The organism is Pseudomonas sp. S2_E02, assembly GCF_054668355.1.
On the sequence record NZ_CP162761.1, the window covers coordinates 1,860,666 to 1,886,044 of the forward strand.

Annotated in this window: 27 protein-coding genes and 1 pseudogene; 12 read left to right on the top strand and 16 right to left on the bottom strand. The window is 59.2% G+C overall.

Translation table 11 applies throughout. From position 1 onward, the window contains the following. Window positions 1–376: 376 nt before the first annotated feature. Together AB4O01_RS08200 and AB4O01_RS08205 are read left to right on the top strand one after the other, a co-directional pair. Window positions 377–1,741 (top strand): glutamine synthetase family protein, encoded by a 1,365-nt coding sequence (locus tag AB4O01_RS08200; RefSeq protein WP_099756544.1) that lies wholly within the window; start codon window positions 377–379, stop codon window positions 1,739–1,741. A 149-nt stretch (window positions 1,742–1,890) separates the two neighbouring features. Next, window positions 1,891–3,174, top strand: a complete 1,284-nt coding sequence (locus AB4O01_RS08205; RefSeq protein ID WP_460091287.1) for an NAD(P)/FAD-dependent oxidoreductase — start codon at window positions 1,891–1,893, stop codon at window positions 3,172–3,174. A gap of 133 nt (window positions 3,175–3,307) precedes the next feature. Here the strand turns inward: AB4O01_RS08205 and AB4O01_RS08210 are convergent, their stop codons facing one another. Both AB4O01_RS08210 and AB4O01_RS08215 read right to left on the bottom strand, forming a co-directional pair. After that, window positions 3,308–4,093, bottom strand: coding sequence for a DeoR/GlpR family DNA-binding transcription regulator (locus AB4O01_RS08210; protein WP_460091289.1), 786 nt, complete (start codon window positions 4,091–4,093; stop codon window positions 3,308–3,310). A 255-nt stretch (window positions 4,094–4,348) separates the two neighbouring features. Next, on the bottom strand, window positions 4,349–5,242 hold the full coding sequence (locus AB4O01_RS08215) for a LysR family transcriptional regulator (RefSeq protein ID WP_460091291.1): 894 nt from the start codon (window positions 5,240–5,242) through the stop codon (window positions 4,349–4,351). 85 nt (window positions 5,243–5,327) lie between these two features. Between AB4O01_RS08215 and AB4O01_RS08220 the strand changes: the two genes are divergently transcribed. Further along, window positions 5,328–6,104: an NAD(P)H-dependent oxidoreductase gene (locus AB4O01_RS08220; RefSeq protein ID WP_460091293.1), complete on the top strand. Its 777-nt coding sequence runs from the start codon at window positions 5,328–5,330 to the stop codon at window positions 6,102–6,104. Window positions 6,105–6,322: 218 nt separating this feature from the next. Here AB4O01_RS08220 and AB4O01_RS08225 read toward each other — a convergent pair whose 3' ends face one another. The 3 genes from AB4O01_RS08225 to AB4O01_RS08235 all read right to left on the bottom strand — a co-directional run bounded on the left by AB4O01_RS08225 (window position 6,323) and on the right by AB4O01_RS08235 (window position 8,326). Continuing rightward, a complete protein-coding gene (locus AB4O01_RS08225; RefSeq protein ID WP_460091295.1) occupies window positions 6,323–7,345 on the bottom strand; it encodes an AbrB family transcriptional regulator in 1,023 nt (340 codons plus the stop codon). A 153-nt stretch (window positions 7,346–7,498) separates the two neighbouring features. Further along, entirely contained in the window at window positions 7,499–7,921 is a 423-nt protein-coding gene (locus tag AB4O01_RS08230) for an HD domain-containing protein (protein WP_093440765.1), read from the bottom strand. Window positions 7,922–7,936: 15 nt separating this feature from the next. Further along, window positions 7,937–8,326 (bottom strand): hypothetical protein, encoded by a 390-nt coding sequence (locus AB4O01_RS08235; protein ID WP_460091297.1) that lies wholly within the window; start codon window positions 8,324–8,326, stop codon window positions 7,937–7,939. 166 nt (window positions 8,327–8,492) lie between these two features. On the opposite strand from AB4O01_RS08235, the gene AB4O01_RS08240 reads away from it, so the two are divergent. Beyond that, window positions 8,493–8,924, top strand: coding sequence for a hypothetical protein (locus AB4O01_RS08240; protein ID WP_460091299.1), 432 nt, complete (start codon window positions 8,493–8,495; stop codon window positions 8,922–8,924). A gap of 60 nt (window positions 8,925–8,984) precedes the next feature. On the opposite strand, the gene AB4O01_RS08245 is transcribed toward AB4O01_RS08240, so the two are convergent. The 3 genes from AB4O01_RS08245 to AB4O01_RS08255 form a co-directional block, all read right to left on the bottom strand. After that, entirely contained in the window at window positions 8,985–9,284 is a 300-nt protein-coding gene (locus AB4O01_RS08245) for a hypothetical protein (RefSeq protein WP_093440779.1), read from the bottom strand. A 199-nt stretch (window positions 9,285–9,483) separates the two neighbouring features. Beyond that, the gene (locus AB4O01_RS08250) at window positions 9,484–9,819 is read right to left on the bottom strand and encodes a hypothetical protein (protein WP_093440784.1); all 336 of its coding nucleotides are present in this window, start codon (window positions 9,817–9,819) and stop codon (window positions 9,484–9,486) included. A 79-nt stretch (window positions 9,820–9,898) separates the two neighbouring features. Continuing rightward, window positions 9,899–10,324 (bottom strand): hypothetical protein, encoded by a 426-nt coding sequence (locus AB4O01_RS08255; protein WP_007919295.1) that lies wholly within the window; start codon window positions 10,322–10,324, stop codon window positions 9,899–9,901. Window positions 10,325–10,496: 172 nt separating this feature from the next. Here AB4O01_RS08255 and AB4O01_RS08260 point away from each other — a divergent pair. Then, window positions 10,497–10,589 (top strand): annotated as a pseudogene (locus AB4O01_RS08260) (fructose-bisphosphate aldolase); the annotation flags it as partial. A gap of 242 nt (window positions 10,590–10,831) precedes the next feature. On the opposite strand, the gene AB4O01_RS08265 reads toward AB4O01_RS08260, so the two are convergent. From AB4O01_RS08265 to AB4O01_RS08280, 4 genes are all read right to left on the bottom strand, one after another. Further along, window positions 10,832–11,380 carry a cupin domain-containing protein gene (locus AB4O01_RS08265; protein ID WP_007950154.1) on the bottom strand — a complete coding sequence of 183 codons (549 nt, stop codon included), beginning with the start codon at window positions 11,378–11,380 and terminating at the stop codon, window positions 10,832–10,834. Window positions 11,381–11,794: 414 nt separating this feature from the next. After that, the gene (locus AB4O01_RS08270; protein ID WP_093440793.1) at window positions 11,795–13,078 is read right to left on the bottom strand and encodes an NAD(P)/FAD-dependent oxidoreductase; all 1,284 of its coding nucleotides are present in this window, start codon (window positions 13,076–13,078) and stop codon (window positions 11,795–11,797) included. Window positions 13,079–13,127: 49 nt separating this feature from the next. After that, entirely contained in the window at window positions 13,128–14,618 is a 1,491-nt protein-coding gene (locus AB4O01_RS08275) for an aldehyde dehydrogenase (RefSeq protein ID WP_460091302.1), read from the bottom strand. Window positions 14,619–14,885: 267 nt separating this feature from the next. Continuing rightward, window positions 14,886–16,262: a glutamine synthetase family protein gene (locus AB4O01_RS08280; protein ID WP_093440801.1), complete on the bottom strand. Its 1,377-nt coding sequence runs from the start codon at window positions 16,260–16,262 to the stop codon at window positions 14,886–14,888. Window positions 16,263–16,544: 282 nt separating this feature from the next. Between AB4O01_RS08280 and AB4O01_RS08285 the strand changes: the two genes are divergently transcribed. The 5 genes from AB4O01_RS08285 (at window position 16,545) to AB4O01_RS08305 (ending at window position 21,794) form a co-directional block, all read left to right on the top strand. Beyond that, window positions 16,545–17,306 (top strand): gamma-glutamyl-gamma-aminobutyrate hydrolase family protein, encoded by a 762-nt coding sequence (locus AB4O01_RS08285; RefSeq protein ID WP_460091304.1) that lies wholly within the window; start codon window positions 16,545–16,547, stop codon window positions 17,304–17,306. A gap of 366 nt (window positions 17,307–17,672) precedes the next feature. Further along, the gene (locus AB4O01_RS08290; protein WP_077572275.1) at window positions 17,673–18,815 is read left to right on the top strand and encodes an ABC transporter ATP-binding protein; all 1,143 of its coding nucleotides are present in this window, start codon (window positions 17,673–17,675) and stop codon (window positions 18,813–18,815) included. Beyond that, window positions 18,812–19,726, top strand: coding sequence for an ABC transporter permease subunit (locus AB4O01_RS08295; protein ID WP_034155532.1), 915 nt, complete (start codon window positions 18,812–18,814; stop codon window positions 19,724–19,726). Before AB4O01_RS08290 ends, AB4O01_RS08295 begins: the two co-directional genes overlap by 4 nt. Continuing rightward, window positions 19,723–20,598: an ABC transporter permease subunit gene (locus tag AB4O01_RS08300; protein ID WP_038365610.1), complete on the top strand. Its 876-nt coding sequence runs from the start codon at window positions 19,723–19,725 to the stop codon at window positions 20,596–20,598. The genes AB4O01_RS08295 and AB4O01_RS08300 overlap by 4 nt, the downstream gene beginning before the upstream one ends. 98 nt (window positions 20,599–20,696) lie before the next feature. Further along, on the top strand, window positions 20,697–21,794 hold the full coding sequence (locus tag AB4O01_RS08305) for a polyamine ABC transporter substrate-binding protein (protein WP_257355437.1): 1,098 nt from the start codon (window positions 20,697–20,699) through the stop codon (window positions 21,792–21,794). Between the two features lie 250 nt (window positions 21,795–22,044). Here the strand turns inward: AB4O01_RS08305 and thpR are convergent, their stop codons facing one another. Then, entirely contained in the window at window positions 22,045–22,566 is a 522-nt protein-coding gene (gene thpR / locus AB4O01_RS08310) for an RNA 2',3'-cyclic phosphodiesterase (protein WP_116254945.1), read from the bottom strand. Window positions 22,567–22,673: 107 nt separating this feature from the next. On the opposite strand from thpR, the gene AB4O01_RS08315 reads away from it, so the two are divergent. Continuing rightward, window positions 22,674–22,868, top strand: coding sequence for a hypothetical protein (locus tag AB4O01_RS08315; RefSeq protein WP_460091307.1), 195 nt, complete (start codon window positions 22,674–22,676; stop codon window positions 22,866–22,868). 157 nt (window positions 22,869–23,025) lie between these two features. Here the strand turns inward: AB4O01_RS08315 and AB4O01_RS08320 are convergent, their stop codons facing one another. Then, entirely contained in the window at window positions 23,026–23,379 is a 354-nt protein-coding gene (locus AB4O01_RS08320; protein ID WP_460091309.1) for a DUF1428 domain-containing protein, read from the bottom strand. A gap of 2 nt (window positions 23,380–23,381) precedes the next feature. Next, window positions 23,382–24,464: a hypothetical protein gene (locus AB4O01_RS08325; protein WP_460091310.1), complete on the bottom strand. Its 1,083-nt coding sequence runs from the start codon at window positions 24,462–24,464 to the stop codon at window positions 23,382–23,384. Between the two features lie 301 nt (window positions 24,465–24,765). On the opposite strand from AB4O01_RS08325, the gene AB4O01_RS08330 reads away from it, so the two are divergent. After that, complete coding sequence (locus AB4O01_RS08330; RefSeq protein ID WP_095047967.1) at window positions 24,766–25,041, top strand: hypothetical protein; 276 nt, start codon at window positions 24,766–24,768, stop codon at window positions 25,039–25,041. Window positions 25,042–25,097: 56 nt separating this feature from the next. Here the strand turns inward: AB4O01_RS08330 and AB4O01_RS08335 are convergent, their stop codons facing one another. After that, on the bottom strand, window positions 25,098–25,301 hold the full coding sequence (locus AB4O01_RS08335; RefSeq protein ID WP_007918829.1) for a hypothetical protein: 204 nt from the start codon (window positions 25,299–25,301) through the stop codon (window positions 25,098–25,100). Between the last annotated feature and the right edge of the window lie 78 nt (window positions 25,302–25,379).

Here is a 25,379-nt window from a genome sequence, read left to right on the forward strand (position 1 = left end):
GCGAATTCCCCCTTACTATCCGGGCACACCGGTCGGCGGGTCAGCCCGCCACCGACGTTTTCCGCCAACGGAAACACGCGTTATGAGTACGTCACCACAACAACGAAAATCGTTGAACGTCTCTACCCTGCGCGCCCTCTCCCACAGGGGCGGCGTATGAATCGTATCGTCAATCTCCCCATGGCCCTGCGCCGTTCCAAGCTGCGTCACTCCGCACGCCCGCCGGATATCGCCCGGTCTGTCTGATCGCGTCCGTTAAAGAACCGCGACAGTCCCCTACTTCTTGATATCCCTGCCAGGACACCTACGCCTTTTTGTCGCGTCGTGTCCGGCCCGAATCTGCGCGCCTGCGCGGCGCCATCGTGAGTGATTGATTATGAAATTCGCAGCCATCGAAGACGCACGCCTGTTCCTTGAACAGAACCCCGATATCGACATGATCGAGCTGTTTATCCTCGACGCCAACGGCGTGCCGCGCGGCAAGCTGTTGCACCGTGAAGAACTGCTCGCCGTGTACCAAAGCGGTCGGCCACTACCCAGCACCATCCTCGGTCTGACCGTACAGGGTGAAGACGTCGAGAACTCCGGTCTGGTCTGGGATGTCGGCGACATCGACTGCCGCGCCTATCCGCTGGAAGGCAGTCTGGTGCGCCTGCCATGGCGCAAGATTCCGACCGCCGCCGTGCAGGTCAGCATGCACCCGACCGAGGGCATGCCCGCGAGCATCGCCGACCCGCGACACTTGCTGATCAAGGTTATCGACGGGCTCAAGGCCGAGGGTTATCACCCGGTGATGGCGTGTGAACTGGAGTTCTATCTGCTCGACGCCAAACGCGATCACAACGGTCGCCCGCAACCGGCGCTGGACGCTGACGGTGGTCGACCGCGACATACGCAGGTTTATGGTTTGCGCGAGCTGGAACAGATCGAACCATTCCTCGCCGACCTCTACAGCGCCTGCAAACTGCACGGCATTCCGGCGCGCACGGCGATCTCCGAATACGCCCCGGGCCAGGTGGAAATCACCCTCGAACATGGCGACGCGCTGGAGGCGATGGATCAGGCCGTGCGCTACAAACGTCTGGTCAAAGCCATCGCCCACAAGCACGGCATGCAGGCGACCTTCATGGCCAAGCCGTTCGATGATCTGGCCGGCACCGGCATGCACATGCATGTCAGTCTGGCCGATGGCGCGGGGCACAATCTGTTCGCCTCCGAAGACCCGGCCGGCACCCCGCTGCTGCGCACGGCGATTGGCGGCATGCTCGCGTCCTTGCTCGACTCGTTGCTGCTGTTCTGCCCGAACGCCAACTCGTACCGGCGCTTTCAGGCCAACAGCTACGCACCGCTGGCGCCGACCTGGGGTGTCGACAACCGCACCGTCAGCCTGCGCGTACCCGGTGGCCCGGCCAATACCCGACACATTGAACACCGCATCTGCGGCGCCGATGCCAACCCGTATCTGGCGGCAGCGGCGATCCTTGCCGGGATTCATCGTGGCATTCGTGAAGACCTTGATCCGGGTGCACCGGTTGAAGGCAATGGCTATGCGCAGGCGAAGGAATTGCTGCCGACCGATTGGCTGACCTCGCTGCAGGCACTGGAGAATTCGGTGTGGGCGCGGGATGCCTTGGGGCGGGAATTTCTCGGGGTGTATCTGGCGGTGAAGCGTGCAGAGTACCGGCAGTTCATGGCGGAGGTGGGTGAGCAGGATTGGCGCTGGTATCTCACCGAAGCTTAACGATCCGACACCGAACCTGTGGGAGCGAGCTTGCTCGCGAAGGCGTCGTCACATTCAACATTTTGGGTGACTGACACACCGCTTTCGCGAGCAAGCTCGCTCCCACAGGGGACTGCACTCCGACTTCCGAACTTTGTGTGGACACTGACATGACCGAACGCTGCAATTCCTACTACACCGCCACCCTTAACCAAGACACCGACTACCCGACCCTGCAAGGCCGACACACTGTCGATGTGGTGATCATCGGCGGCGGCTTCACTGGCGTCGCCACTGCCGTCGAACTCGCCGAAAAAGGCCTGAAAGTAGCCATCGTCGAAAGCCACAAAATCGGCTGGGGCGCCACCGGCCGCAATGGCGGCCAAGTCACCAGCAGCCTTTCCGGCGATGGTGCGATGCGCAAACAGATGCGCGCGAAACTCGGCGATGACGTCGATGATTTCATCTGGCACCTGCGCTGGCGCGGACATGAAATCATCCAACAACGCGTCGACAAGTACGGCATTCAATGCGATCTCAAACACGGCCATTTACACGCCGCGTACAAACCCAGCCACATGACCGACTTGCGCAAGGATTATGAAGAAGCCGTGCGTCGCGGATTAGGCGATGAAGTCAGTCTGCTCGACCGCAGCCAAGTGCGTGATCTGCTGCAAAGCGACCTCTACCACGGTGCAATCAAGAACACCCGCAACATGCATCTGCACCCGCTCAACCTGTGCATCGGTGAAGCGCGAGCGGCGGAAAGTCTTGGCGCGCTGATCTTCGAAAATAGCGAAGTGCTGGAGATCATTCACGGCGCTACGCCTAGCGTAAGAACCGCCCACGGCCAGATCGACGCCAAGCAGGTGATGCTCGCCGGCGACGTCTATCACAAGCTCGAACCGGGACAGCTCAAGGGCAAGATTTTCCCGGCCATGGGCGGCATCGTCACCACCGCGCCACTGGGCGATCTGGCAAAACAGATCAACCCCGAAGACCTCGCGGTGTACGACTGCCGCTTCGTCCTCGACTACTACCGCCTCACCGCCGACGGCCGCTTGTTGTTTGGTGGCGGCGCCAACTACAGCGGCAAGGATTCACGCGACATCGCCGCCGAACTGCGCCCGTGTATCGAGCAAACCTTCCCGGCGCTCAAAGGTGTGCAGATCGATTACCAGTGGAGCTGCGCGATGGGCATCGTCATCAACCGCATTCCGCAACTGGGCAAGCTCTCGGACAACGTCTGGTATTGCCAGGGCTATTCGGGGCACGGCATCGCGACGACGCACATCATGGGCGAAATCATGAGCCGCGCGATCACTGGGCAGATGGAGCAGTTCGATACGTTTGCCGCGTGTCAGCACATTCGGGTGCCGATGGGGGATTTGCTCGGTAACCCGTTGCTGGCGGCGGGGATGTGGTATTACCAGATGCTTGAGCGCCTGCGCTGAAACATGTGTTGAATATACCGGCCCCTTCGCGAGCAAGCTCGCTCCCACAGTTGATCGAGTTCTATCTCAGAAACGCGTTCGAATGTGGGAGCGAGCTTGCTCGCGAAGGGGCCATCAAAACCACCGCAAAACCTCAATCCGGCAACTGCTCGACGACAATCCCCAACCGCCGATAATCCTCGACACTCCCCGACGCCACATGCCGTTCGGTAATCAGCGTATGCAGGCGCGTACAAGGCGCCACCACAAACGGCTCCACCGCTCCCAACTTGTCCGCCGAAGTCACCGCTATCACCCGCGTCGCGCCCTCCAGCATCGCCTGCTTCACCGGCACTTCATCGAAATGCAGCGAGGTAATCCCCACCTCCGGATGAATCGCGCACACCCCGGTAATCGCCAGATCCGCCTTGATCCCCGCCAGCAGCCGCAGCGCCTCATGCCCACCCGCCGCCATCGTTCGCGGGTTCAACTGGCCGCCAGCAAGAATCACTTTCACAGCCTTGAATTCGGACAAGGCAATCGCCGTCATCGGTGAAGCGGTCACCGCCGTGATGCTGATATCTGCACGTAACGAGCGCGCCACTTGCAGCGTGGTCGAGCCGGAATCGAACAGCACAATCTGCCCGTCCTCCACTTCCAGCGCCGCCCGTTGCGCCAAGCGAATTTTCACCTCATCCGTCTCGTCCAGCCGCGTGAAGTAATCCTTGCCGGAGTCTTTTGGACGCGGCAACGCGCCGCCGTGCACGCGCTGCACCAGTCCTGCGTTGTCCAGTTCGGCGAGGTCGCGGCGGATGGTGTCCTCGGAGACTGCGAAGTGCTGGCTCAACTCGGAGGCCATGACCTTGCCGTCACGTTCGAGGAGCAAAAGGATTTTCTGCCGGCGCAGGGATGGCAGTTCAGCCGCGGAATGATCGTGCATGGTTATGCCTGTTTATGCTTGTAGTTGCAGGTTTTTTCGAGATTAGCCAAAGCCCTGAGCAAACACAATCCGGCGGGGTATCAATCGTTTCGATCATTGGAATCAACAAGGCGAATTTTTTCTTTGCTTTCAACCTGTTCAGAATGGCGCCACTCTAAAAGGCTCAGGATGAACACCTCATGAATCTCAATTTTGCGTTTGCGTGCATGATCGTCGTGTCGTTTGCGATTGCCCTCGGCCACGCCTGACAGCGCCTCAGACCGACGCCAACAAATGCTCACGCAGCCATTTGTGCGCCGGATCGCGGTGCGAACGTTCGCCCCAGAACATCGCCATTTCGTAACCCGGCACTTGCAGCGGCGCGTCGACCACTTGCAAGGCCGGGTTGCCACGCACCAGACGTGACGGCAGCATCGCCACCAGATCGGTGCTCGCCAACACCGACATCGCCATCAGAAAGTGCGGCACCGACAACACCACTTTGCGCATCAACCCGACATCGGCCAACGTCCGGTCAGTCACCCCGAAAAAGCCCCCGCCCTCGCGCGACACCATGACGTGCTCCAGCGCGCAGAACTGTTGGCGGCTCGGCGCATGCATCAAATCTGGATGTCCGACTCTACCGGCGAGCACATAACGCTCGGTGAACAGCGGCCGTCGATGCAACTCCGGCGGCGCGTCTTCGCTGATGTGCAGCGCCAGATCGAACACGCCCTGCTCGGCCTGTTTGACCAGATGCGCCGGCGTCAGATCGATCACCGCCAGACGCGTGCCCGGCGCCTGCTCGCGCAAGCTGCTCAGCGCCGGCAGCACCACCGTCGACTCGCCGTAATCGGTCGCGGCGATCTTCCAGGTGTGGGTCGCCTGCGCCGGATTGAACGCACTGGCCGGCGCCACCGCTCTCTCCAACGCCTCCAACGCTTCGCGCAACGGCTCACGCAACTCATCGGCGCGCGCCGTCGGGCGCATGCCGCGCGGCCCGGGCAACAGCAGCGGATCACCAAAGATGTCGCGCAACTTGGCCAGATGCACGCTCACCGAAGGTTGCGACAGATTCAGGCGCTGCGCCGCGCGGGTGACGTTGTGCTCCGCCAGCAGTACATCGAGGGTCAGCAGCAGATTGATATCCAGCCGTCTCAAATTATTCATAGCTATACCAGACATATCAGACATTCATTTCCAATATACCGGGTGAACGCCGATCCTGCAGTCACTCAGCTAACGGAGCTTCAACATGAACGTCTTACTCGTTTACGCCCATCCAGAACCGACCTCCCTCAACGGCTCGCTGCGCGACTTCAGCGTCCAGCGCCTGCAAGCCGCCGGCCACACCGTGCAGGTCTCCGACCTCTACGCGATGAACTGGAAAGCCACCCTCGACGCCGACGACGCCCCGCAGCGCGACGCGACGAAACCGTTCCACGCCTCGCTCGACTCGAAAGTCGCCTACGCCGAAGGCACCCAGGCTGCCGACATCGCTCGCGAGCAGGAAAAACTGTTGTGGGCGGATGCGCTGATCCTGCAGTTTCCACTCTGGTGGTTCACCATGCCGGCCATTCTCAAAGGCTGGGTCGATCGGGTGTACGCCTACGGTTTTGCCTATGGCGTCGGTGAGCATTCCGACAGTCGTTGGGGCGAGCGTTATGGCGAAGGGAAAATGCAAGGCAAACGGGCAATGTTGATGGTCACCACCGGCGGCTGGGAATCGCACTACGCACCGCGTGGGATTAACGGGCCGATGGATGATTTGTTGTTTCCGATTCAGCACGGGATTTTGTATTACCCGGGGTTTGAAGTGGTGCCACCGTTTGTGGTGTATCGGACGAGTCGGATGGATGCGGCGCGGTATGCCGAGACTTGTGATGAGCTGGGGCGGCGGCTGGATGAGTTGTGGAGTGCACGGCCGATTGGGTTTCGGCAGCAGAATGGGGGGGAGTATGAGATTCCTGCTTTGACGTTGAAGAGCGATATCGCGCCGGATAGCGAAGGCTTCGACGCACACATCCGCTAGCGCCGCATTGCCCTCACCCCAGCCCTCTCCCAGAGGGAGAGGGAGCCGACCGTGTTGGATGTTCGAGTTACGCCGACCTGGTATATCGAGCCGAACTCAAATTTCGAACAGCCCACAATCGGCTCCCTTTCCCCCTCGCCCCCCTTGGGGGAGAGGGCTGGGGTGAGGGGGATGGATCTAACTGACACGCCGCAACATGCAGGCATCAGTGGCTCCGGTCAGGCCTCTTCGCGCGCCCGCCGCACTTGCACCAACAACGCCGGCGCGAAATGCAACAACACCATCCGGCTCAAATGATGCGTCAAAATAAACACCACATTCAGCCCGCCACCAAACGCGACAATCGCAATCGTCTCAATCGCCCCCGGCATGTACGCCAGCCACAGCGACAGTGGATCACTGCCCAACCAGCGTGCCGCGACTTCAGCAAACACCGCCGCGACCACGATCATCAAACCAACCGAGACCAACGCCGTGCGGCCGTGACGTGTCAGCTCCGCGAAGCCGAGACCTTGAAATCGTGAGCCGATCCGCACGCCGAGAATCAGCGCCGCAAGATTCAAACTCCAGTCCGGCATGTGAAACCCGTGCAACCATCCCGATTTCACAAACACCGCCGTAATGATGATCGCCGTGAGCATGAACGGCGCCGGTACGCCGATCACCAGCAGCAAGCGCCCGAGCAGCACGCTCAGCGCGATGACCGAAAACGCTGTCAGAGCCATGCCTGTCGTCAAAGGGTCGCCATCGGCAACCGCCACTGCAGCGGCTTGCCCGGGAATCAGGAAACTCACCAGTACGGTGATCAACAGCAAGCGTATCAAGTGCACGATGATGACCTTGCTCGATGCCTTTTCCGACTCGAGTAGATCGAACACTGCGGCCAGTGCGCCCGGATAAACCGCCAACAATGCATCGGTGCGATTCCAGCCCGCGCCGCGCGTCAGCCACCATCCGGCCAATGCGATCTGCACTGCCAGGCAAATCAGCAACACACCGAGGCTCGGCAACATCGTCGAGGCCGTCGCGCTGTCCCACGCTTCGAACATCAGCCCGGTGGCGATGCCCAGCGTGACCTGGATGTAGCCGAGTCCATAGGGAGTTGCCGGTGCGATACCGGTTTTACTGGCGAACAATGCGGTGACGACAATCGAACCCAACAGCAGGCCATGCGGCACGCCTTCGAACTGCAACAGCGCGCCGAAACCGGCAGCCATCAACAAACAGAGAATGGATTTCATAGTCGCCTTCCTGGCTAATAAACTGACCCAACATCACCCAATAATGATTAGTCCCTGTGGGAGCGAGCCTGCTCGCGAAAGCGTCTTGCCAGTCGCAGATAAGTCACTGACTCGACGCCTTCGCGAGCAGGCTCGCTCCCACAGGGATTTCGTTCACATACGCAACCGTGCAATCGCCCTTCGATACTTTTCGATTCGCTCCAGATCCTCCCAACTCGGCGAGGCAATTCGCGACAAGTCACTGTTCTCTTCCAGATCCGCCAGCTTCACCACCCGACCGATCGGGTTCTGTGCGGCGCGGTCGACGAAGTCTTCATAGGATTCGCCCGGCACTTTGGTCACCGATTCGATAGCGCTCAAAACTTCCTCGCTGAAGCCTTCCTTGCGCAAATCATCGAGGCTGACACCACAGTCCTCAACCACATCGTGCAGCACGGCAACGATACGTTCTTCCAGCGTGCTCATGCGTAACATGACTTTCAGCGGATGCAGAATGTACGGCGCACCGCCCTTGTCGACCTGCCCGGCGTGGGCCGTGGCGGCGATGGCGATAGCACGTTCGAGGGTCTGGGTCATGAGAGTCTCCGTGGGTTAAACGCCATAGCGGCCGCCGACATGGATGTTGCGTTTGAGCCAGTTGCTGATCGCTTTAAGCCGTCCGGTTGGCTTCGTTGGCTCGGAATGACGCTGAAGAATCAGCGACACCAATGTGGCCTGATCGGCTTTTGGACGGGCATCGATCAACTCGACAACCCACGCGCAATCGGCCTTTTTCAGATGCTCGCGCCACTCTCCCGGCCAGGCATCCAGCTCATCCAGCGCCAACCATCGGGCACCGCCATGCTCCATATGCCCGCCGGACATCGACTGCTCGAAACAGAAAGGCGTGTCTGGCTTGGCAGGGTCAATGTGGAACAGGTAGATGTCGTGGAATGGGTGCTGCGAGGGGGACGCATTATTGCGGCTGCCAATTTCGATCATGGGCAATGTTCCAATCCTTGGGCGCTGAATGTTTCCGATTGTTTCGCAGTGTACGCCATGGGAGCAAATCAAAAACCCGATGGAACCTCCCTCCTCCGCGCCGTCTCGAAACTATAAAGCGCCAACATGATTGATCAGACCCGGCGCCATTGAAGAGGAAACCCCGATGAACATTCGCTTCCTGCTTCTGATCGCCACCTTCGCCATCATCCCCACCTGCGTCATGGCCGAAGGCTGCGACGTCCAGACCCAATCCTCCAGCGCCTCAGTGCCCTCGGTCGAAAGCCACAGTTGTTATGAATACGAAGGCATGCCGGTCAACTCAATCGACTGGTCGTGCAGCAACGAAAGCAAAGACATGCTCAGCAGCACCAAAACAAAGGTCGAGCACTGCGCCGATCACTATCAGGCTACATGTATCGCCACGATTACCCAGGAATCTCTGGCCAACCCGCATTCCACCAGCAAGGACAAGAACGCCAAGGCATTGAACATCCCCGACAACGCTCAGGTGACCACGTATTACTACGACATGGAGCATTTGGCCCAGGCGCGGATTGATTGTGAGAATGGTGGCGGGCATTGGAAAACGAAGTAAGAGTCTGGCAGGCATTAAAAGCCCGGCTCAAGGCCGGGTTTTTCAAACGCACACCATTGACTAGCTGCCACCTCCGCTGCCGCCGTTGCCACCACCGCTGCTACTGCCTCCGCCCTGACCCGCGCCACTCGGCTTGGAACCAGCGGGCACTGGCCCATTGTCGGTTTTACCGCCATCCGCGCCTGGGGGCAGCGCATTGGCGTCCGGATCGGCATTCGTAGCGGGCGAAGCTGGCTCCCGCGTCTGGCTGCTGCCATCGTTCGCCGTCGGGGTGGACGTTTCGCCAGCCGCAATTGCATATAGCGAACTGCCGGAGATAAGCGCCGCGAGTGTAAACACCGCAATTTTATGGTTCAGCATGGTGCTTTTCCTTTGCTAGGTGAGTTACAGCATTGGAAGACCGGCTGGCGTGAAGGTGCGGTGTATCGGATGAATGGTCATGGTTTAGGCAAAAAAAACCGACGCCTGTTCAGGCATCGGTTTCCCCTATTGGTGACAGGTACCGGATATCAGCGCTTCATCGCTTCACACTGGCTGCGCAGAATCTTTCAATTGGCACTTATTCTTTGGGCGTACTGACCAAGCAGGCAGAGAAGTATTTGTTCTGGAATTCAGTGGTCGCGGCCGTTTGCTGCTCTGCGGTTTCGCGCCGTGGCTCTTCATATGCATCTTGAATGAGCCTCTGATACATCTTGGTGATCAACTTATTCTCATTTTTTTCCGATATATCCCAAAGCGTCGCCATGGGAGCACCATCCTGACGCGCCTGCATCACGACCATCGCGGCGTTTTCCAGGATCTTGCAGCCTTTCAGATATTCGGTTTTTGAGATGGCTTGTGCGGAAAAGCTGCAAGTAAGTAATGCAGCACATACAAAAAGACGATTACGTAGCACAGTGTTCTTCCTTGGAAAAATGGCCCGGGACTCTATCATTGATATCGTAATGCCATCAATTCGAACTGATCTGCAAGGTTCAACGTTTCAGGGCTTCGCAGCGGGTGCGCAGGTCATGGTTGTCGATATTCCCGCAACTGCTGCCGCCGGTCGTGGCGTTGCAATAGGCTCGTTGATCATGGTCATCGATGTTGCCGCAGGAACTGTTGCCCTGCTCCGCATTGCACCGCGCACGCAAGTCGTGATTATCAATATTGCCGCAACTGCTGCCGCTCTTCTTCGCGTTGCAGTAGGCGCGCTGATCATGGTCATCGATGTTGCCGCAGGAGCTGCCTCCCAACTCGGCGTTGCACGAGGCGCGCAAATCGTGATTATCGATATTGCCGCAACTGCTGCCGCTCTCCCTCGCATTGCAATAGGCCCGCTGATCGTGGTCGTCGATGTTGCCGCAACTGGCGAACGTGTAACTGCTGAACATCAACAACATGGCGAGTAATAGTCTCATCACACACTTCCTTGGGTTGCCAGGAAACAGCCTGGCACTGGTTGATCCTGTTCAATGAGCGTCGCGACACGCCATCAAATTGACATCGTTTTTTAGGAAAGTTCAAATTGAGGTGTGTGCGGATTTGAGTTCTGAAAAAGGCGCAGGAAAACGCGCCGTGTGGTGAGGGGATTCGTCCGTCGAGAGCATCGCCAGGATCCTGGTGCAGGATGTGAGTGATGTGTTTCGGATGATTGAGCAGCGGGGGTTTGAGCCCGCCTCTTAAAAAGAACAGGTAAGGAAAGCGCGGGCATTCCTACTCCACGCATTAGCGAAGTGATGCAGGCAAACCTAAAAAGAAATAATCCGCACTGGTGACAGATCACCTTATAAATAGATCTGTCACCTTTTCGTTTTTTCCTGGAAAAAACTGATTCTTCGGAAACGGCATGATTAAAAAATCTTGCATAGCCGTCTTCTATTCTAAATGACACCTGATGAGGGCAGCCTTATGGCTGCCCTCATTAATTAGAAATTCGCTGGCGTATTCGCACTAATAATCTCAGCCTCATCCGCCCCGATATTCCGAAACTTATGCGGCAGCGTGGTCGGAAAATAATACCCATCCCCCGCATTCAACACACTCACCGACCCATCCACAGTCAACTCGACCGTGCCACGCGTCACCAACCCGCACTCCTCTCCTTCAGCATGCACAATCGGCTCTTCCCCGGAACTCGCGCCCGGTGCGTATTGCTCACGCAGCAAGCGCATTTGGCGGCTGGGCACGGAGGCGCCGATCAGCAGCAGTCGCAAGCCATGGCGGCCGAGGTCGGGTTGTTCGTTGGCGCGGAAGACGTATTGGTGTTCGCGCGGGGGTTGGTCGAAGGTGAAGAAGTCGGCCAGGGACATCGGTATGCCTTCGAGCAGCTTTTTCAGTGAGCTGACGGAGGGGCTGACGCGATTCTGTTCGATCAGGGAGATGGTGGCATTGGTCACGCCGCTACGCCGGGCCAGCTCACGCTGGGAGAGTTTGTAGCTTTCGCGTACTAGTTTGAGTCGAGAACCCGTATCCATGACTGCCTTATGTGAGAACGACTTAAGGGCGATGGGGGTGGGTGGCGGGTGACGCGCCGAGGGCGCGGATCACGTTGCTCCCGTGTCCCGGAACCGTGAAAGGCGGCTATTAAATCACGTTTGCCGGTGTTGCTCAGCAGGTTCGATGGACGGTGCGGCAAAAGTCCTTCTGGCCTTGGTAATACGGACCTGTAGGAGTGAGCCTGCTCGCGATTGGGCGGCACATTCACCATTATTTTTGACTGGATAACCGCCTTCGCGAGCAAGCTCGCTCACACAGGGTTTGTGGTGTTTCTGTGGGAGGGATGGTGGCTGGGCTGGCCTCATCGCGAGCAGGCTCACTCCTACATTTTGATATTTGGTGTATCAGGTAAAAAACCGGCGGGGTCTTGGGGCCGCCGCCGGGGAGGTAACCTAGATGCCGAAGCGGTCGCGCAGTGAGTAGTAGACGGCGCCGAGGGCGGTGAGTGGCGCGGAGAAGGTGCGGCCGCCGAGCATTGGCATGTGCGGCAGCGATGCGAAAGCATCGAAACGTTCGGCGTCGCCGCGGATCATTTCCGAGATCAGTTTGCCGGCCAGGTGCGAGCAGGTAACGCCGTGGCCGCTGTAGCCTTGCATGTAGTAGGCGTTTTTCTCGATGCGGCCGAATTGCGGCATGCGTGACATGGTCAGCAGGAAGTTGCCGGTCCAGCGGTAGTCGATTTTCACGTCTTTGAGCTGCGGGAAGGTCTTGAGGATCTTCGGGCGGATCAGTTGTTCGATGTCGTCCGGTTCACGTGCGCCGTAGACCACGCCGCCGCCGTACAGCAGACGGTTGTCGGCGGTGAGGCGGTAGTAATCCAGCAGATAGTTACAGTCTTCGACGCAGTAGTTGTTGGTGATCAGGCTGCGCGCCTGTTTTTCGGTCAACGGCTCGGTGACAACGATCTGCGAGCCGCACGGCATGCTTTTCGCGGTCACGCGGTTGTCGAGACCTTGCGGCAGATAAGCGTTGCCGGCGATCAGCAAGTACTTGGCGCGGACCTGACCTTTGGCGGTGCGCACGACGTTGGGCTCGCCGTATTTGATTTCTACAGCCGCTGATTGCTCGTAGATCTTGCCGCCCAAACGCGTGATCGCAGCCGCTTCACCGAGGGCCAGGTTCAGCGGGTGAACGTGGCCGCCCTGCATGTCGAGCAGACCACCAACGTAAGCATCGGAGCCAACTTCACGACGGATATCCGCTGCGTCGAGCATCTTCAGATTGCGGTTGCCATAACGCTCCCAGCCGCGCTTCTGCTCAGCCAGACCGTTGAGTTGTTTCTTGTTCATCGCTGCGAAGATACCGCCCGGGCGGTAGTCGCATTTGATGTCGTATTCCTTGATGCGCGAACGGATGATGTCGGCACCTTCGAAGATCATGCTGCCGAGGATTTCTGCGGTCTTGTCGCCGTAGCGCTCTTCGATCACGTCGACGTCGCGGCTATACGAGTTGACCAGTTGACCGCCGTTGCGACCACTGGCGCCGTAGCCGACTTTCGCCGCTTCCAGCACCGTCACTTTGTAGCCGGCTTCGGTGAGGAACAGCGCCGAGGACAGGCCGGTGTAGCCGGCGCCGATAATGCAGACATCGCACTCGACCGACTCTTCCAGAACCGGAAAGTCGATGACTTCGTTGCGAGTGGCGGCGTAGTAGCTGTTTACGTGTTGCTGTTTCATACGTTTCTCCGAGGGCCGCCAATAGAAGGCGACCACCGCTGTAATAGAGTCAGAGCTTGATCCAGGTCGCTTTCAGCTCGGTGTACTTGTCGAACGCGTGCAGCGATTTATCGCGACCGTTGCCCGACTGCTTGAAACCACCGAACGGTGCGGTCATGTCGCCACCGTCGTACTGGTTGACCCAGACGCTGCCGGCACGCAGGCCACGGGCGAAGGTGTGCGCCTTGCTGAGGTTGCTGGTCCACACGCCGGCGGCGAGGCCGAAGATGCTGTCGTTGGCAATCTGCAGCGCTTCTTCGGCGGTGTCGAAGGTGATCAGCGACAGCACCGGGCCAAAGATTTCTTCCTGGGCGATGGTCATCGCGTTGGTCACGCCGTCGAACAGCGCCGGTTGCACGTACAGGCCGCCGGTTTCTTCGAGGGTGCGTTGGCCGCCGGCGATCAGCTCGGCGCCCTGCTCGCGACCAATGCTGATGTAGCGCAGCACGTTGTCGAGTTGACGCTGATCGACCACGGCACCGACGGTGGTCGCCGGATCCAGTGAATGACCGGGTTTCCACGCTTGCAGCGCTTCCACCAACAGCGGAATGAATTGCTCGCGAATCGAGCGCTCGACCAGCAGACGCGAACCGGCGGTGCACACTTCGCCCTGGTTGAAGGCAATGGCGCCGGCCGCTGCTTGTGCTGCCGCGCGCAAGTCCGGGGCGTCGGCAAACACCACGTTCGGGCTCTTGCCCCCGGCTTCGAGCCAGACGCGTTTCATGTTGCTTTGCCCGGCATAAATCATCAGTTGCTTGGCAATCGCCGTGGAGCCAGTGAAGGCCAGCACGTCGACGTCCATGTGCAACGCCAGCGCCTTGCCGACGGTGTGGCCGAAGCCTGGCAGAACGTTGAACACGCCTTTCGGAATGCCGGCATCCAGCGCAAGTTGAGCGATGCGGATCGCGGTCAGCGGCGACTTTTCCGAAGGCTTGAGAATGAACGAGTTGCCCGCCGCCAGGGCCGGCGCGAATTTCCAGCTGGCCATGATCAGCGGGAAGTTCCACGGCACGATGGCCGCAACCACGCCGGAGGGTTCACGGGTGATCAGACCGAGTTGGTCGTGCGGGGTGGCGGCAACTTCGTCGTAGATCTTGTCGATGGCTTCGGCACTCCAGCGGATCGCGTTGGCGGTCGCCGGGATGTCGATGCTCATCGAATCGCTGATCGGTTTACCCATGTCGAGGGTTTCCAGCAGCGCCAGTTCTTCCTGGTTCTGCAGGATCAGATCGGCGAAGCGGATCAGGATGCGCTTGCGCTCGGCCGGGGCTTTTTTCGCCCACACGCCGGACTCAAAAGACTGGCGCGCAACTTCAACGGCGAGGTTGGCGTCGGCTTCATCGGTGCTGGCCACGGAGGCGAGGAAACGGCCGTCGACGGGGCTCAGGCATTCGAAGGTGTCGCCACTGATGGCCGGGCGATATTCACCGTTGATGAATGCGCGGGCTTCGATGGTCAGGGACTGGAAGCGTTGTTCCCAGTCGTTGCGGGTCGTTGTCATTGTTGTGGCTCGACAAGGGGGGATTGGGGGTGTCGGGTTGCTGTGTCTGGGTTGAGATGGCTGCCCTCACCCTAGCCCTCTCCCGGGGGTAGAGGGGACCGACCGAAGTGTCTTGGGATCTGCACCGACCTGAACGACCGAGTCGAATATGGATTCGGCAAAAATCGTTCAGGTCAGCGGATTGCCCGAGCATCCCCGGATCAGTCCCCTCTCCCTCCGGGAGAGGGTTAGGGTGAGGGGCTTTTGGCCTTTGGGGCCCTCAAACACTCAGACCGTATGCAGATACCAGTTGTACTCAAGGTCAGAAATCGAGTTCTCGAACTCGGCCAGCTCACTTTCTTTGCACGCAACAAACACGTCGATGTACATCGGGTCGATGTAGCGGGCCATGACTTCGCTGTCGTCCAGCTCGCGCAGTGCATCGCGAAGGTTGTTCGGCAGGCTCTGTTCGTTCTGCTCGTAGCTGTTGCCTTCCACCGGGGCGCCCGGCTCGATCTGATTGGTCAGACCGTGGTGAACACCGGCCAGCACCGACGCCATCAGCAAGTACGGGTTGGCATCGGCACCGGCGACGCGATGCTCGATACGCACAGCGTCGGCCGAACCGGTTGGCACACGGACCGCAACGGTGCGGTTGTCGATGCCCCAGCTCGGCGAGTTCGGTACGTAGAACTGCGCGCCGAAGCGGCGGTAAGAGTTGACGTTCGGGCAGAGGAACGCCATTTGCGCAGGCAGGGTCTCCAGCACACCGCCGATCGCGTGACGCAGTGCGGCGTTCTGCTCGGGATCCTCGCTGGCAAAAATGTTGTTGCCCTCTTTGTCCAGGATCGAAATGTGCACGTGCAGACCGTTGCCCGCCTGGCCCGGATACGGCTTGGCCATGAAGGTGGTGTCCATCTCATGGTCGTAGGCGATGTTCTTCACCAGACGCTTGAGCAGGACGGCGTAGTCGCACGCCTTGATCGGGTCGGAGACGTGATGCAGGTTGACTTCGAACTGCGCCGGGGCGCTTTCCTTGACGATCGCGTCAGCCGGGATGCCCTGCTCTTTCGCGCCTTCGAGGATGTCTTGCAGGCAATCGACGTATTCGTCGAGGTCGTCGATCAGGTACACCTGAGTCGACACCGGACGCTTGCCGGACACCGGCGAACGTGGCGATTGCGGACGGCCGTTCACGTTGTCCTGATCGATCAGGTAGAACTCGAGTTCGAACGCCGCGCAAATGGTCAGGCCGAGGTCGTCGAATTTGCGCACGACGTTGGCCAGCACTTCACGCGGGTCAGCGAAGAACGGCTGGCCTTCGATCTCGTGCATGGTCATCAAGAGTTGTGCGGTGGGGCGCTTCTGCCACGGCTCGATGCTCAGGGTGCCGGGGATCGGGTAGCAGATGCGGTCAGCGTCGCCGATATCCAGACCCAGGCCGGTGCTTTCCACCGTGGAGCCATTGATGTCGAGCGCGAAAAGCGAGGCCGGCAGGTTGATACCTTTCTCGTAAACCTTATGAAGACTGGTGCGTTCGATGCGCTTGCCGCGCACCACACCGTTCATATCCGCAATCAGAAGGTCGACGTACAAAACCTCAGGATATTTCTTAAGGAATGCGTTTGCTTCGTTGAGTTGAACGGTACGCAGAGGGACCGACATGATGCACCTATTTAGCTGTTAATTATTATGTTCACTGCTGTTTCGCCGAGCCAGTCAACCCGAACGGCAAAGTGAAGTCAATAGCGAACAGATGGCCGCTCAGGGTTTATTTTTCGGGCTTTTTTTAACACTTGCGTGCCAATGCAGGGGTCACAGCCCCGGAAATCATGAAGATATGATGAACGGCGTTTAGAATTTTTTACATGGCAGTTGTTAATTAAAATCAACGAGGCTAAGCTCCGGAAAAGCTCGTTCAAGTGTCAAACTTCGAGGTGAATAAAAATGGCATTCAAGCCATTGATCGGCGTTACTGCGTGCGTCAAACAGATTGGCCTGCACCCCTATCACATCAGCGGCGACAAGTACGTACGTGCTGTCAGCGTTGGCGCTAACGGGTTGCCAGTGGTCATTCCTTCCCTTGGCAACCTGACTGAAATCGAAGACCTGCTCGGTCAACTCGACGGTCTGCTGCTGACCGGCTCGCCCTCGAACGTGGAACCTTTCCACTATCAAGGCCCGGCCAGCGCTCCCGGCACGGATCACGATCCGGCGCGAGATGCCACCACCCTCCCTTTATTGCGTGCAGCCATCGCGGCGGGCGTTCCAGTGCTCGGCATTTGCCGGGGCTTCCAGGAAATGAACGTGGCGTTCGGCGGCAGCCTGCATCAGAAGGTGCATGAGCTGCCGGGCATGCTCGATCACCGTGAAGCCGACAGCCCTGACGTGGCCGTGCAATACGCACCGGCTCACGCGGTGACGGTATTGAGCGGCGGCGTGTTCGAAGCGCTGGGGTTGCCGGGTGAGTTCCAGGTCAATTCGATTCACAGCCAGGGCATCGATCGTCTCGCGCCCGGCCTGCGTGCCGAGGCCGTGGCGCCGGACGGTTTGATCGAGGCGATCTCGGTCGAGCACAGCCCGACCTTCGCCCTCGGCGTGCAATGGCACCCGGAATGGCAAGTACTGGACAACCCGAACTACCTGAAGATTTTCCAGGCCTTCGGCGCGGCTTGCCGGCAACGGTCGACGCGGCGCAACCAGCGCTGACACAACCCAAGAATCCGTAACGATTTACTGCCCCCGCGGACGTCGGGTGTGCCTTTGCGCATCCGTCATTCGTGAACAACAACACCCGTAATAACAACAAGTACGACCCAGGCAGCCAGGACGGCGGCGCCGACCAAGCCGGACGGCGGGAGCAAGACCTTCAGATCAATGCAATACCCTGTGGGAGCGAGCTTGCTCGCGAAAGCGGTGTGTCAGGCAACAACGACGTCGACTGACACGACGTTTTCGCGAGCAAGCTCGCTCCCACAGGGGGATGTGATCCGACCGGGAATGCACCTGCAGGCTTGCAATCCACTTAAGCCCGGCCACATTGGCCAGGCGAACGAAACCTGTTGGGAGTTTCACATGGCAAACGCCTCCAGCACTTACAGGAAGGCACTTGAAGGTCATCAGCAACCGAAAAAGGTGCTGGTGAAAGTCGATCGTGTCACCAAGAAGTTCGACGAAACCGTGGCAGTGGACGATGTGTCCCTGGAGATCCATCAGGGCGAAATCTTCGCCCTGCTCGGCGGCTCCGGTTCGGGCAAATCGACCCTGCTGCGCATGCTCGCCGGTTTCGAGCGGCCGACCGAAGGGCGGATTCTGCTCGACGGCGTGGACATCACCGACATGCCGCCGTACGAGCGGCCGATCAACATGATGTTCCAGTCCTACGCGCTGTTCCCACACATGACCGTCGCGCAGAACATCGCCTTCGGCCTCAAGCAGGACCGTTTGCCGGCCAGTGAAATCGACGCCCGTGTCGATGAAATGCTGCGTCTGGTGCACATGACCCAATACGCCAAACGCCGTCCGCACCAGTTGTCCGGCGGTCAGCGTCAGCGCGTCGCCCTCGCCCGCTCGCTGGCCAAGCGTCCGAAGCTGTTGCTGCTCGACGAGCCGATGGGCGCGCTGGATAAAAAGCTGCGTTCGCAGATGCAACTGGAACTGGTGCAGATCATCGAACGCGTCGGCGTAACCTGCGTGATGGTGACTCACGACCAGGAAGAGGCCATGACCATGGCCGAGCGCATCGCGATCATGCACCTCGGCTGGATCGCGCAGATCGGCAGCCCGGTCGACATTTATGAAGCGCCGGTCAGCCGCATGGTCTGCGAGTTCATCGGTAACGTGAACGCCTTCGATGGCACCGTGGTGGAAGACCTTGAAGGTCACGCGATCATCCACAGCCCGGACTTGCAGCAGAAGATCTACGTCGGTCACGGCGTCAGCACTTCGGTGCAGGACAAATCGGTCACCTACGCGATCCGTCCGGAAAAAATGCTTGTCAGCACGACCAAGCCGGAGTTCCGCTACAACTGGTCCGAAGGCAAGGTGCATGACATCGCCTACCTCGGCGGTCACTCGGTGTTCTACGTCGAATTGCCCGGCGGCAAAATCGTCCAGTCGTTCATGGCCAACGCCGAACGCCGTGGCGCGCGTCCGACCTGGGACGACAAGGTTTACGTCTGGTGGGAAGACGACAGCGGCGTGGTACTGCGCTCATGAGAACCTTCAATCAGCAATTCCTGCGCCTGGTGCCCAGCGGGCGAAAACTGGTGATCGGCATTCCGTTCATCTGGCTGTTCCTGTTCTTCATGCTGCCGTTCTTTCTGGTGATGAAGATCAGTTTCTCGGAAGCCGCGCTGTCGATCCCGCCGTACTCGGAGATCTACACCTACGCCGAACAGAAATTCCAGCTGATGCTCAACATCGGCAACTACACCATGCTCGGCGAAGACGAGCTGTACCTGTCGGCCTACCTCGGTTCGCTGAAGGTGGCGGCACTGAGCACGATGATGTGCCTGCTGATCGGTTTCCCGATGGCCTACGCGATCACCAAGACCGGCAAGGAAACGCAAAACGTCCTGCTACTGTTGATCATGATGCCGACCTGGACCGCGATCCTGATCCGCGTTTATGCGTGGATGGGCATCCTCAGCAACAACGGTCTGCTCAACGCGTTTTTGATGTGGACGGGGTTGACCGACCACCCGATCGAGATCCTCAACACCAACACGGCCGTGTATATCGGCGTGGTCTACGCCTACCTGCCGTTCATGGTGTTGCCGCTGTACGCCAACCTCGTCAAGCACGATGGCAGCCTGCTGGAAGCCGCGCAGGACCTGGGTTCGAGCAACTTCAACAACTTCTGGAAAATCACCGTGCCGCTGGCCAAGAACGGGATTATTGCCGGCTGCATGCTGGTGTTCATTCCGGTGGTCGGTGAGTTCGTGATTCCGGAACTGTTGGGTGGCCCGGAGACCCTGATGATCGGTCGCGTGCTGTGGCAAGAGTTCTTCAATAACCGCGACTGGCCGGTGGCGTCTGCCTTGGCGGTGGTGATGCTGTTGATCCTGATTGTGCCGATTCTGCTGTTCAACCGCAGCCAGGCCAAAGAGATGGAGGCACGGGGATGAAACGCTTCGGTTTTTCCAAGTTCATGCTGATCTTCGGTCTGATGTTCATTTATCTGCCGATGCTGATTCTGGTGATCTACTCGTTCAACGCATCCAAACTGGTGACCGTCTGGGGCGGCTGGTCGGTGAAGTGGTACGTCGGTTTGCTCGACAACACGCAACTGATGGGCTCGGTGGTGCGCTCGCTGGAAATCGCCTGCTACACGGCGATTGCTGCCGTGGCGCTGGGCACCCTCGCCGCTTTCGTGCTGACCCGCGTCACGCGCTTCAAGGGTCGCACGCTGTTCGGTGGTCTGGTCACCGCGCCGTTGGTGATGCCTGAAGTGATCACCGGTCTGTCGCTGTTGCTGCTGTTCGTGGCCATGGCGCAGTTGATCGGCTGGCCACAGGAGCGTGGCATCGTCACGATCTGGATCGCCCACACCACGTTTTGTGCCGCTTATGTCGCGGTGGTAGTCTCCGCCCGCCTCCGCGAGCTGGATCTGTCGATCGAAGAAGCGGCGATGGATCTCGGCGCGAAACCGTTCAAGGTGTTTTTCCTGATCACCATTCCGATGATCGCGCCGTCGCTGGCGGCGGGCGGGATGATGTCGTTTGCCTTGTCGCTGGATGACCTGGTGTTGGCAAGCTTCGTTTCCGGGCCGGGTTCGACGACCCTGCCGATGGAAGTGTTCTCGGCGGTGCGTCTGGGCGTCAAGCCCGAGATCAACGCCGTGGCCAGCCTGATTCTGCTGGCGGTGTCGCTGGTGACCTTCCTGGTCTGGTACTTCGGCCGCAAGGCAGAAGCCAATCGCAAACGAGCGATTCAGGAAGCGATGGATCAGACCGCAAACGAGTCGTGGCAGCCTCAGCAATCCGCAGCAACCGCTTAACCTGTAGTCAGCCCCTCGGTCAGTCCCCTCTCCCCCTGGGAGAGGGTTAGGGTGAGGGGGCTTTGCGTAACGTGAATAAAAAGAATGGAGTTGTACCGATGAAAATGTTTGGCAGGACTCTGCTGACACTGTCCTTAATGGGCGCGATGGCCATGGGCGCCCAGGCCAACGACAAGGTGCTGCGTGTTTACAACTGGTCCGATTACATCGCGCCGGACACCGTCAAGAAGTTCGAAGACGAGACCGGCATCCGCGTGACCTACGACGTCTTCGACAGCAACGAAACCCTTGAGGCGCGTTTGCTGGCGGGCAAATCCGGCTACGACCTGGTCGTGCCGTCGAACAGTTTCCTGGCCAAGCAGATCAAGGCCGGCGTCTATCAGACGCTGGACAAATCCAAGCTACCGAACTGGAAGAATCTCAACCCGGTGCTGCTGAAAAACGCCGCTGCCAGTGATCCGGACAACGCCCACGCGTTCCCGTACATGTGGGGCTCGATCGGCATCGGCTTCAATCCGGCCAAGGTCAAGGAAGTGCTCGGCGCCAACGCCCCGACCAATTCCTGGGACTTGCTGTTCAAACCGGAAAACGCTGAAAAACTCAAAGCCTGCGGCATTAGTTTCCTCGATTCGCCGACCGAAATGATCCCGGCCGCCCTGCACTACCTGGGCTACCCGGTGAACGACAAGGACACCGCGCACATCAAGGAAGCCGAGGCGCTGTTCATGAAGATCCGCCCGAACGTGGCGTACTTCCACTCCTCGAAATACATCTCGGATCTGGCCAACGGCAACATCTGCGTCGCGGTCGGTTACTCCGGCGACGTGCTGCAGGCCAAGGCCCGCGCGGTGGAATCGGGCAACAACGTGGTCATCGACTACAGCATTCCCAAGGAAGGCGCCGGCAGCTTCTACGACATGGTCGCGATCCCGCGCGATGCGGCGAACGTCGAGAACGCCTACCTGTTCATGGACTTCCTGATGCGCCCGGAGATCATCGCCGAGATCACCAACAGCAACGGCTACAGCAACGCCAACGCGGCGGCAACGCCATTGGTGGATGAAGCGATCCGCAACGACCCGGGTTCGTACCCGTCGCAAGCGGTGATGGCGACGCTGTATGCGGTGCCGGATCAGCCGATTGCCACACAGCGAATCATGACCCGTGGCTGGACCCGAGTGAAGCTCGGTAAATAGGACAAGCACAAATCCAAATGTGGGAGCGAGCTTGCTCGCGAAAGCGGGTGAACAACCGCTAAAGATGTTGGATGTGCCGACGCCTTCGCGAGCAAGCTCGCTCCCACAGGGTCAGTGGCTGACTCGAAGAAATTTATGATTTCCCGTTCACGCAGCGCCTTACCACCGCTGCACCCTGCAATGAACGGCCTCACCTGGCTTCCTCGGTCAAGGTGAATTTCAGGCGCCCTCGGGCGCCTTTTTTTGTGCCTCAGATCAGCGACCAGTCCTGCAGGATCCGGTAGCGCCCTTTGTGCGATTCGAACAAGGCAAAACGTTCAGCGCGCAGGAAAAACTCTGGCGGCGTAGCAGATTCCGGCTCTGGCGCACGGTAGTCTCGGGCCAGGGTCAGATGCGGACGAAACTCGCGGGGCGTCTCTTCAAAACCGAACGGCAACATCGCCTGTTCCAGCGCGTAGACCAGGCGCAGCAACGCCGGCGGTGCCTGCTCGGGCGCGAGCGACAACACCCCGGGGCGATGCCAGACCTGCAGTCGATCAAGCGGAATTCTCAAGGCCTCTCCCGGCGTACGCACTTGTCCGGCGGCCTCACAGACTTCGTTGATCTGCGCCAAGGGCACGGCGCCGATAAACAGCAGCGTCAGGTGAAAATTGTCCGCAGGCACCGGCTTACCGGTGCGTAAACCCAACTCCCCGCGCCACTGAGCAATTGCCTTGCGTTGCACCGCCGGGCAATCGAGGGCGAAAAACAGTCGCTTCGCTTCTTCGGTCATGGCCCTGCTCCCCTGTTCAAAGTGATCCGCCGGATTCTACACAGCCTGATCTGACGACTCGTGACAGGAAGCTATAGTTCAAGGATTGCCATCAACCGGAGGCCGCCATGCGCGCGATCCTCAGCAAAGAACCGTGGTGGGCCCGGCCACCGCATCCCGGTCAGGATGAGAAGGAACTGGAATGGGGCTGGCTGGTGCATTACAGCGAAGGTGAGCCGCGCTTCGAATTCGTCCGCGAACGCCCGACGGACGAGCAGATCCGCAACCGTAAAAGCTGTCGCATCACCCCTTCAGCCGAGTGAACACAGCCAGTGAGCACTAATCCTGTGGGAGCGAGCCTGCTCGCGAAAGCGGAGTATCAGTGACCTTTTTGTCGACTGACACACTGCATTCGCGAGCAGGCTCGCTCCCACAGGGTTTTGTGGTGAAGCATGAATCTTGTCCATTCCAAAATCGGGTTCAGGACTCAAGAATATTTTTAAAGCCACCAAAGATCATCCGCTGGCCATCAAACCCCATCGGGTTGACGTCCGGTTGCATGCGCGGGTCGTCCATCATTTTGCCCATGCCAGCGTCGCGAGTGGCCTTGTCGGGCCAGATCAACCAGCCAGCCGATACCGTCTCGCCCTCCTTGAGTTTGACCGCCATCGGAAATGACGTGACCTTGCCCTCCGGCACGTCATCGCCCCAGCACTGCATCACATCCTGTGCACCGTATTCTTTGAACAGTTTCGCGGCGATTTCACAGTGCTTTTTGTACTGTTCACGATTGGCGTTCGGCACCGGCGCTACGAAAATATCGATGTAAGCCATGATCACTCTCCTTGCACGTTGGGTTCGATCTGCTGGTTAGTCGATTGCGACGGCTGCCATTCGACACGATTCCCCCCCAAGCCGACCGACGGTTCATCAACCCTACCCAGATTGCGCTCGACCTGCCCGGCCACGTGCAACGTGCCGGCCATAACCCCGGTCGTCGGGTTCTGCACCAGTTTCAGCCAGGCCTTGTCAAAGGTGCTGCCCAGACTGCTGCGAATCAGCGCTTCGCTGTCGGGCCGGTCATTGGCCTGGAGGATGGCGCGAATGCCGGCGACACCGACCGAGATCAGCCCTCCAGCCAGTTTCCCCGCCGCGGCCGCTACAGCACTGGCGGCCCCGCGCGGGGCCATTTCCGCTTCCATCCGCTGACTGGCGCGCTTGGCCACCGGGGCCATGCCGGCATCGGTCGAGGCAATGCCCTTGGCGCCGCCGTCAGTGTGGATCTTGTCGATCAACGCGGCATAGGCCGGCAAGGTGTTCAATGGTTCCGTGCTTATCACTTGAAACAACGAAGCATCGCGCGCTGGCGGCGGGCCCAGTGCAATGGCGGGGATTTTCTGCAAACGCCCGTTGAGCTGAGCGACAGGCACACCATGACGCTGGGCGATGAGCGGCATCTGCTGCGCCATCAACTGCGCATAGAACGCCGTCGCCTGCCCCAGAATTGCATCCGGATCGATCTCCACCGCCACCGGCGCCAGCACTCTTTCCTGATATTGCTCAAGCAGATAGGCCGCCAGCCGCTTGGCCGAGGCGTCCTGCTCACCGCCGGCATTGATCGTGTACCAACTGACCTTCATCGACAGCCATTCCTGGGTCCAGTAGCTGCTGAACCACGGAATGAAATTTTCTTCAGTTTGCTGATAGACCCGAGTGCGCCAATGTTCCATCGAGCCACGGGCAAAGACTTTGACTTGCTCGGTGGACTGCTGCGAAGCGCTGACAATTTCCCGGTCGATCTGCTGCCAGGTGGCCGGCGAGACAAACACGGCTTGCGGCGCTGACACCGGCGCCCGCGCCGAAGTGGCGCAGCCGGCCAGCAACAACAGTGCGGCGACGAGCAGCGCACGCGAGTTCACGGTTGAGGTTTCCTTTCAATAAGGAGGAGTCAGATTTGAGTATAGGTGTGGGCGTCGGACCATTTGTCCGCTATCGCGAAAACACTGCAGATCCCCTGTGGGAGCGAGCTTGCTCGCGAATGCGATGTATCAGACACATATGAATCGACTGGCTCGACGCCTTCGCGAGCAAGCTCGCTCCCACAGTGGTCTGCGACAACCATCACTGCCATCGATATTCACCATCGCCACGATTGCCTTCCGCCCGCCGCCCGTCAAAGGCACGATTAAGCCATCCGAAACACAACGAGGAGTTCACAACATGATTCACACCCACGTCACACTCTCCGTGAGTTTCCCGGTGTTCGGCAGCAACTATTACGACCAGCACGCCGTGTCGCACAAGGCGCAGGCACTGGTGTTCAACGAAGATTTCGAAGATCTGCTGATGCCCGCCGCCACCAATCATTTCAACAATGAAGTGGTCGGCATCAACGATCAGTTCCGTTTTCTGAGCGACATTCTCGCCACCCATTTGCTGGACATCGAGGCCTCCGTGCCTGCGCGATCCAGCGTCCGGGCGAGCGCTCACTTTTAATTGAGGGCTAATGACAGAGGGCGTTCCTTTTTGGGGAACGCCCTCTTTTTGTTCAATCAATCATCATCCCGATCACGGTAGTAACGACGCCCATCGCGGCGATCATCGCGATCATCCCAGCGCCGGTCGTGGTCGTAATTGCGGCCATGATCGCGGTCGTAATGCCGGCCATGGCGGTGGTCATCATCAAAATCCGCGACACAGCCGCCGAGCAATACGGCGGCGGTCACGGTCAGCAGCATCGTTGTTGCGCGCTTCATTCAACACTTCCCTAAAACCAAGGTCTTGACGACGGAATCGGCGACGCTGCCCGCGCCTTCAGGACGCGGTGCGCGCAG

Bases quoted from the DNA above. Each gene is read 5' to 3' on its own strand.
- AB4O01_RS08295 (WP_034155532.1), top strand. From the start codon at position 18,812: ATGAGAACCTTCAATCAGCAATTCCTGCGCCTGGTGCCCAGCGGGCGA.
- AB4O01_RS08270 (WP_093440793.1), bottom strand. From the start codon at position 13,078: ATGAAACAGCAACACGTAAACAGCTACTACGCCGCCACTCGCAACGAA.
- AB4O01_RS08210 (WP_460091289.1), bottom strand. From the start codon at position 4,093: ATGCACGATCATTCCGCGGCTGAACTGCCATCCCTGCGCCGGCAGAAA.
- AB4O01_RS08285 (WP_460091304.1), top strand. From the start codon at position 16,545: ATGGCATTCAAGCCATTGATCGGCGTTACTGCGTGCGTCAAACAGATT.
- AB4O01_RS08235 (WP_460091297.1), bottom strand. From the start codon at position 8,326: ATGATCGAAATTGGCAGCCGCAATAATGCGTCCCCCTCGCAGCACCCA.
- AB4O01_RS08220 (WP_460091293.1), top strand. From the start codon at position 5,328: ATGAACGTCTTACTCGTTTACGCCCATCCAGAACCGACCTCCCTCAAC.
- AB4O01_RS08290 (WP_077572275.1), top strand. From the start codon at position 17,673: ATGGCAAACGCCTCCAGCACTTACAGGAAGGCACTTGAAGGTCATCAG.
- AB4O01_RS08200 (WP_099756544.1), top strand. From the start codon at position 377: ATGAAATTCGCAGCCATCGAAGACGCACGCCTGTTCCTTGAACAGAAC.
- AB4O01_RS08275 (WP_460091302.1), bottom strand. From the start codon at position 14,618: ATGACAACGACCCGCAACGACTGGGAACAACGCTTCCAGTCCCTGACC.
- AB4O01_RS08305 (WP_257355437.1), top strand. From the start codon at position 20,697: ATGAAAATGTTTGGCAGGACTCTGCTGACACTGTCCTTAATGGGCGCG.
- AB4O01_RS08320 (WP_460091309.1), bottom strand. From the start codon at position 23,379: ATGGCTTACATCGATATTTTCGTAGCGCCGGTGCCGAACGCCAATCGT.
- AB4O01_RS08280 (WP_093440801.1), bottom strand. From the start codon at position 16,262: ATGTCGGTCCCTCTGCGTACCGTTCAACTCAACGAAGCAAACGCATTC.
- AB4O01_RS08240 (WP_460091299.1), top strand. From the start codon at position 8,493: ATGAACATTCGCTTCCTGCTTCTGATCGCCACCTTCGCCATCATCCCC.
- AB4O01_RS08245 (WP_093440779.1), bottom strand. From the start codon at position 9,284: ATGCTGAACCATAAAATTGCGGTGTTTACACTCGCGGCGCTTATCTCC.
- AB4O01_RS08230 (WP_093440765.1), bottom strand. From the start codon at position 7,921: ATGACCCAGACCCTCGAACGTGCTATCGCCATCGCCGCCACGGCCCAC.
- AB4O01_RS08215 (WP_460091291.1), bottom strand. From the start codon at position 5,242: ATGAATAATTTGAGACGGCTGGATATCAATCTGCTGCTGACCCTCGAT.
- AB4O01_RS08205 (WP_460091287.1), top strand. From the start codon at position 1,891: ATGACCGAACGCTGCAATTCCTACTACACCGCCACCCTTAACCAAGAC.
- AB4O01_RS08300 (WP_038365610.1), top strand. From the start codon at position 19,723: ATGAAACGCTTCGGTTTTTCCAAGTTCATGCTGATCTTCGGTCTGATG.
- AB4O01_RS08225 (WP_460091295.1), bottom strand. From the start codon at position 7,345: ATGAAATCCATTCTCTGTTTGTTGATGGCTGCCGGTTTCGGCGCGCTG.
- AB4O01_RS08265 (WP_007950154.1), bottom strand. From the start codon at position 11,380: ATGGATACGGGTTCTCGACTCAAACTAGTACGCGAAAGCTACAAACTC.
- AB4O01_RS08315 (WP_460091307.1), top strand. From the start codon at position 22,674: ATGCGCGCGATCCTCAGCAAAGAACCGTGGTGGGCCCGGCCACCGCAT.
- AB4O01_RS08255 (WP_007919295.1), bottom strand. From the start codon at position 10,324: ATGAGACTATTACTCGCCATGTTGTTGATGTTCAGCAGTTACACGTTC.
- AB4O01_RS08330 (WP_095047967.1), top strand. From the start codon at position 24,766: ATGATTCACACCCACGTCACACTCTCCGTGAGTTTCCCGGTGTTCGGC.
- thpR (WP_116254945.1), bottom strand. From the start codon at position 22,566: ATGACCGAAGAAGCGAAGCGACTGTTTTTCGCCCTCGATTGCCCGGCG.
- AB4O01_RS08335 (WP_007918829.1), bottom strand. From the start codon at position 25,301: ATGAAGCGCGCAACAACGATGCTGCTGACCGTGACCGCCGCCGTATTG.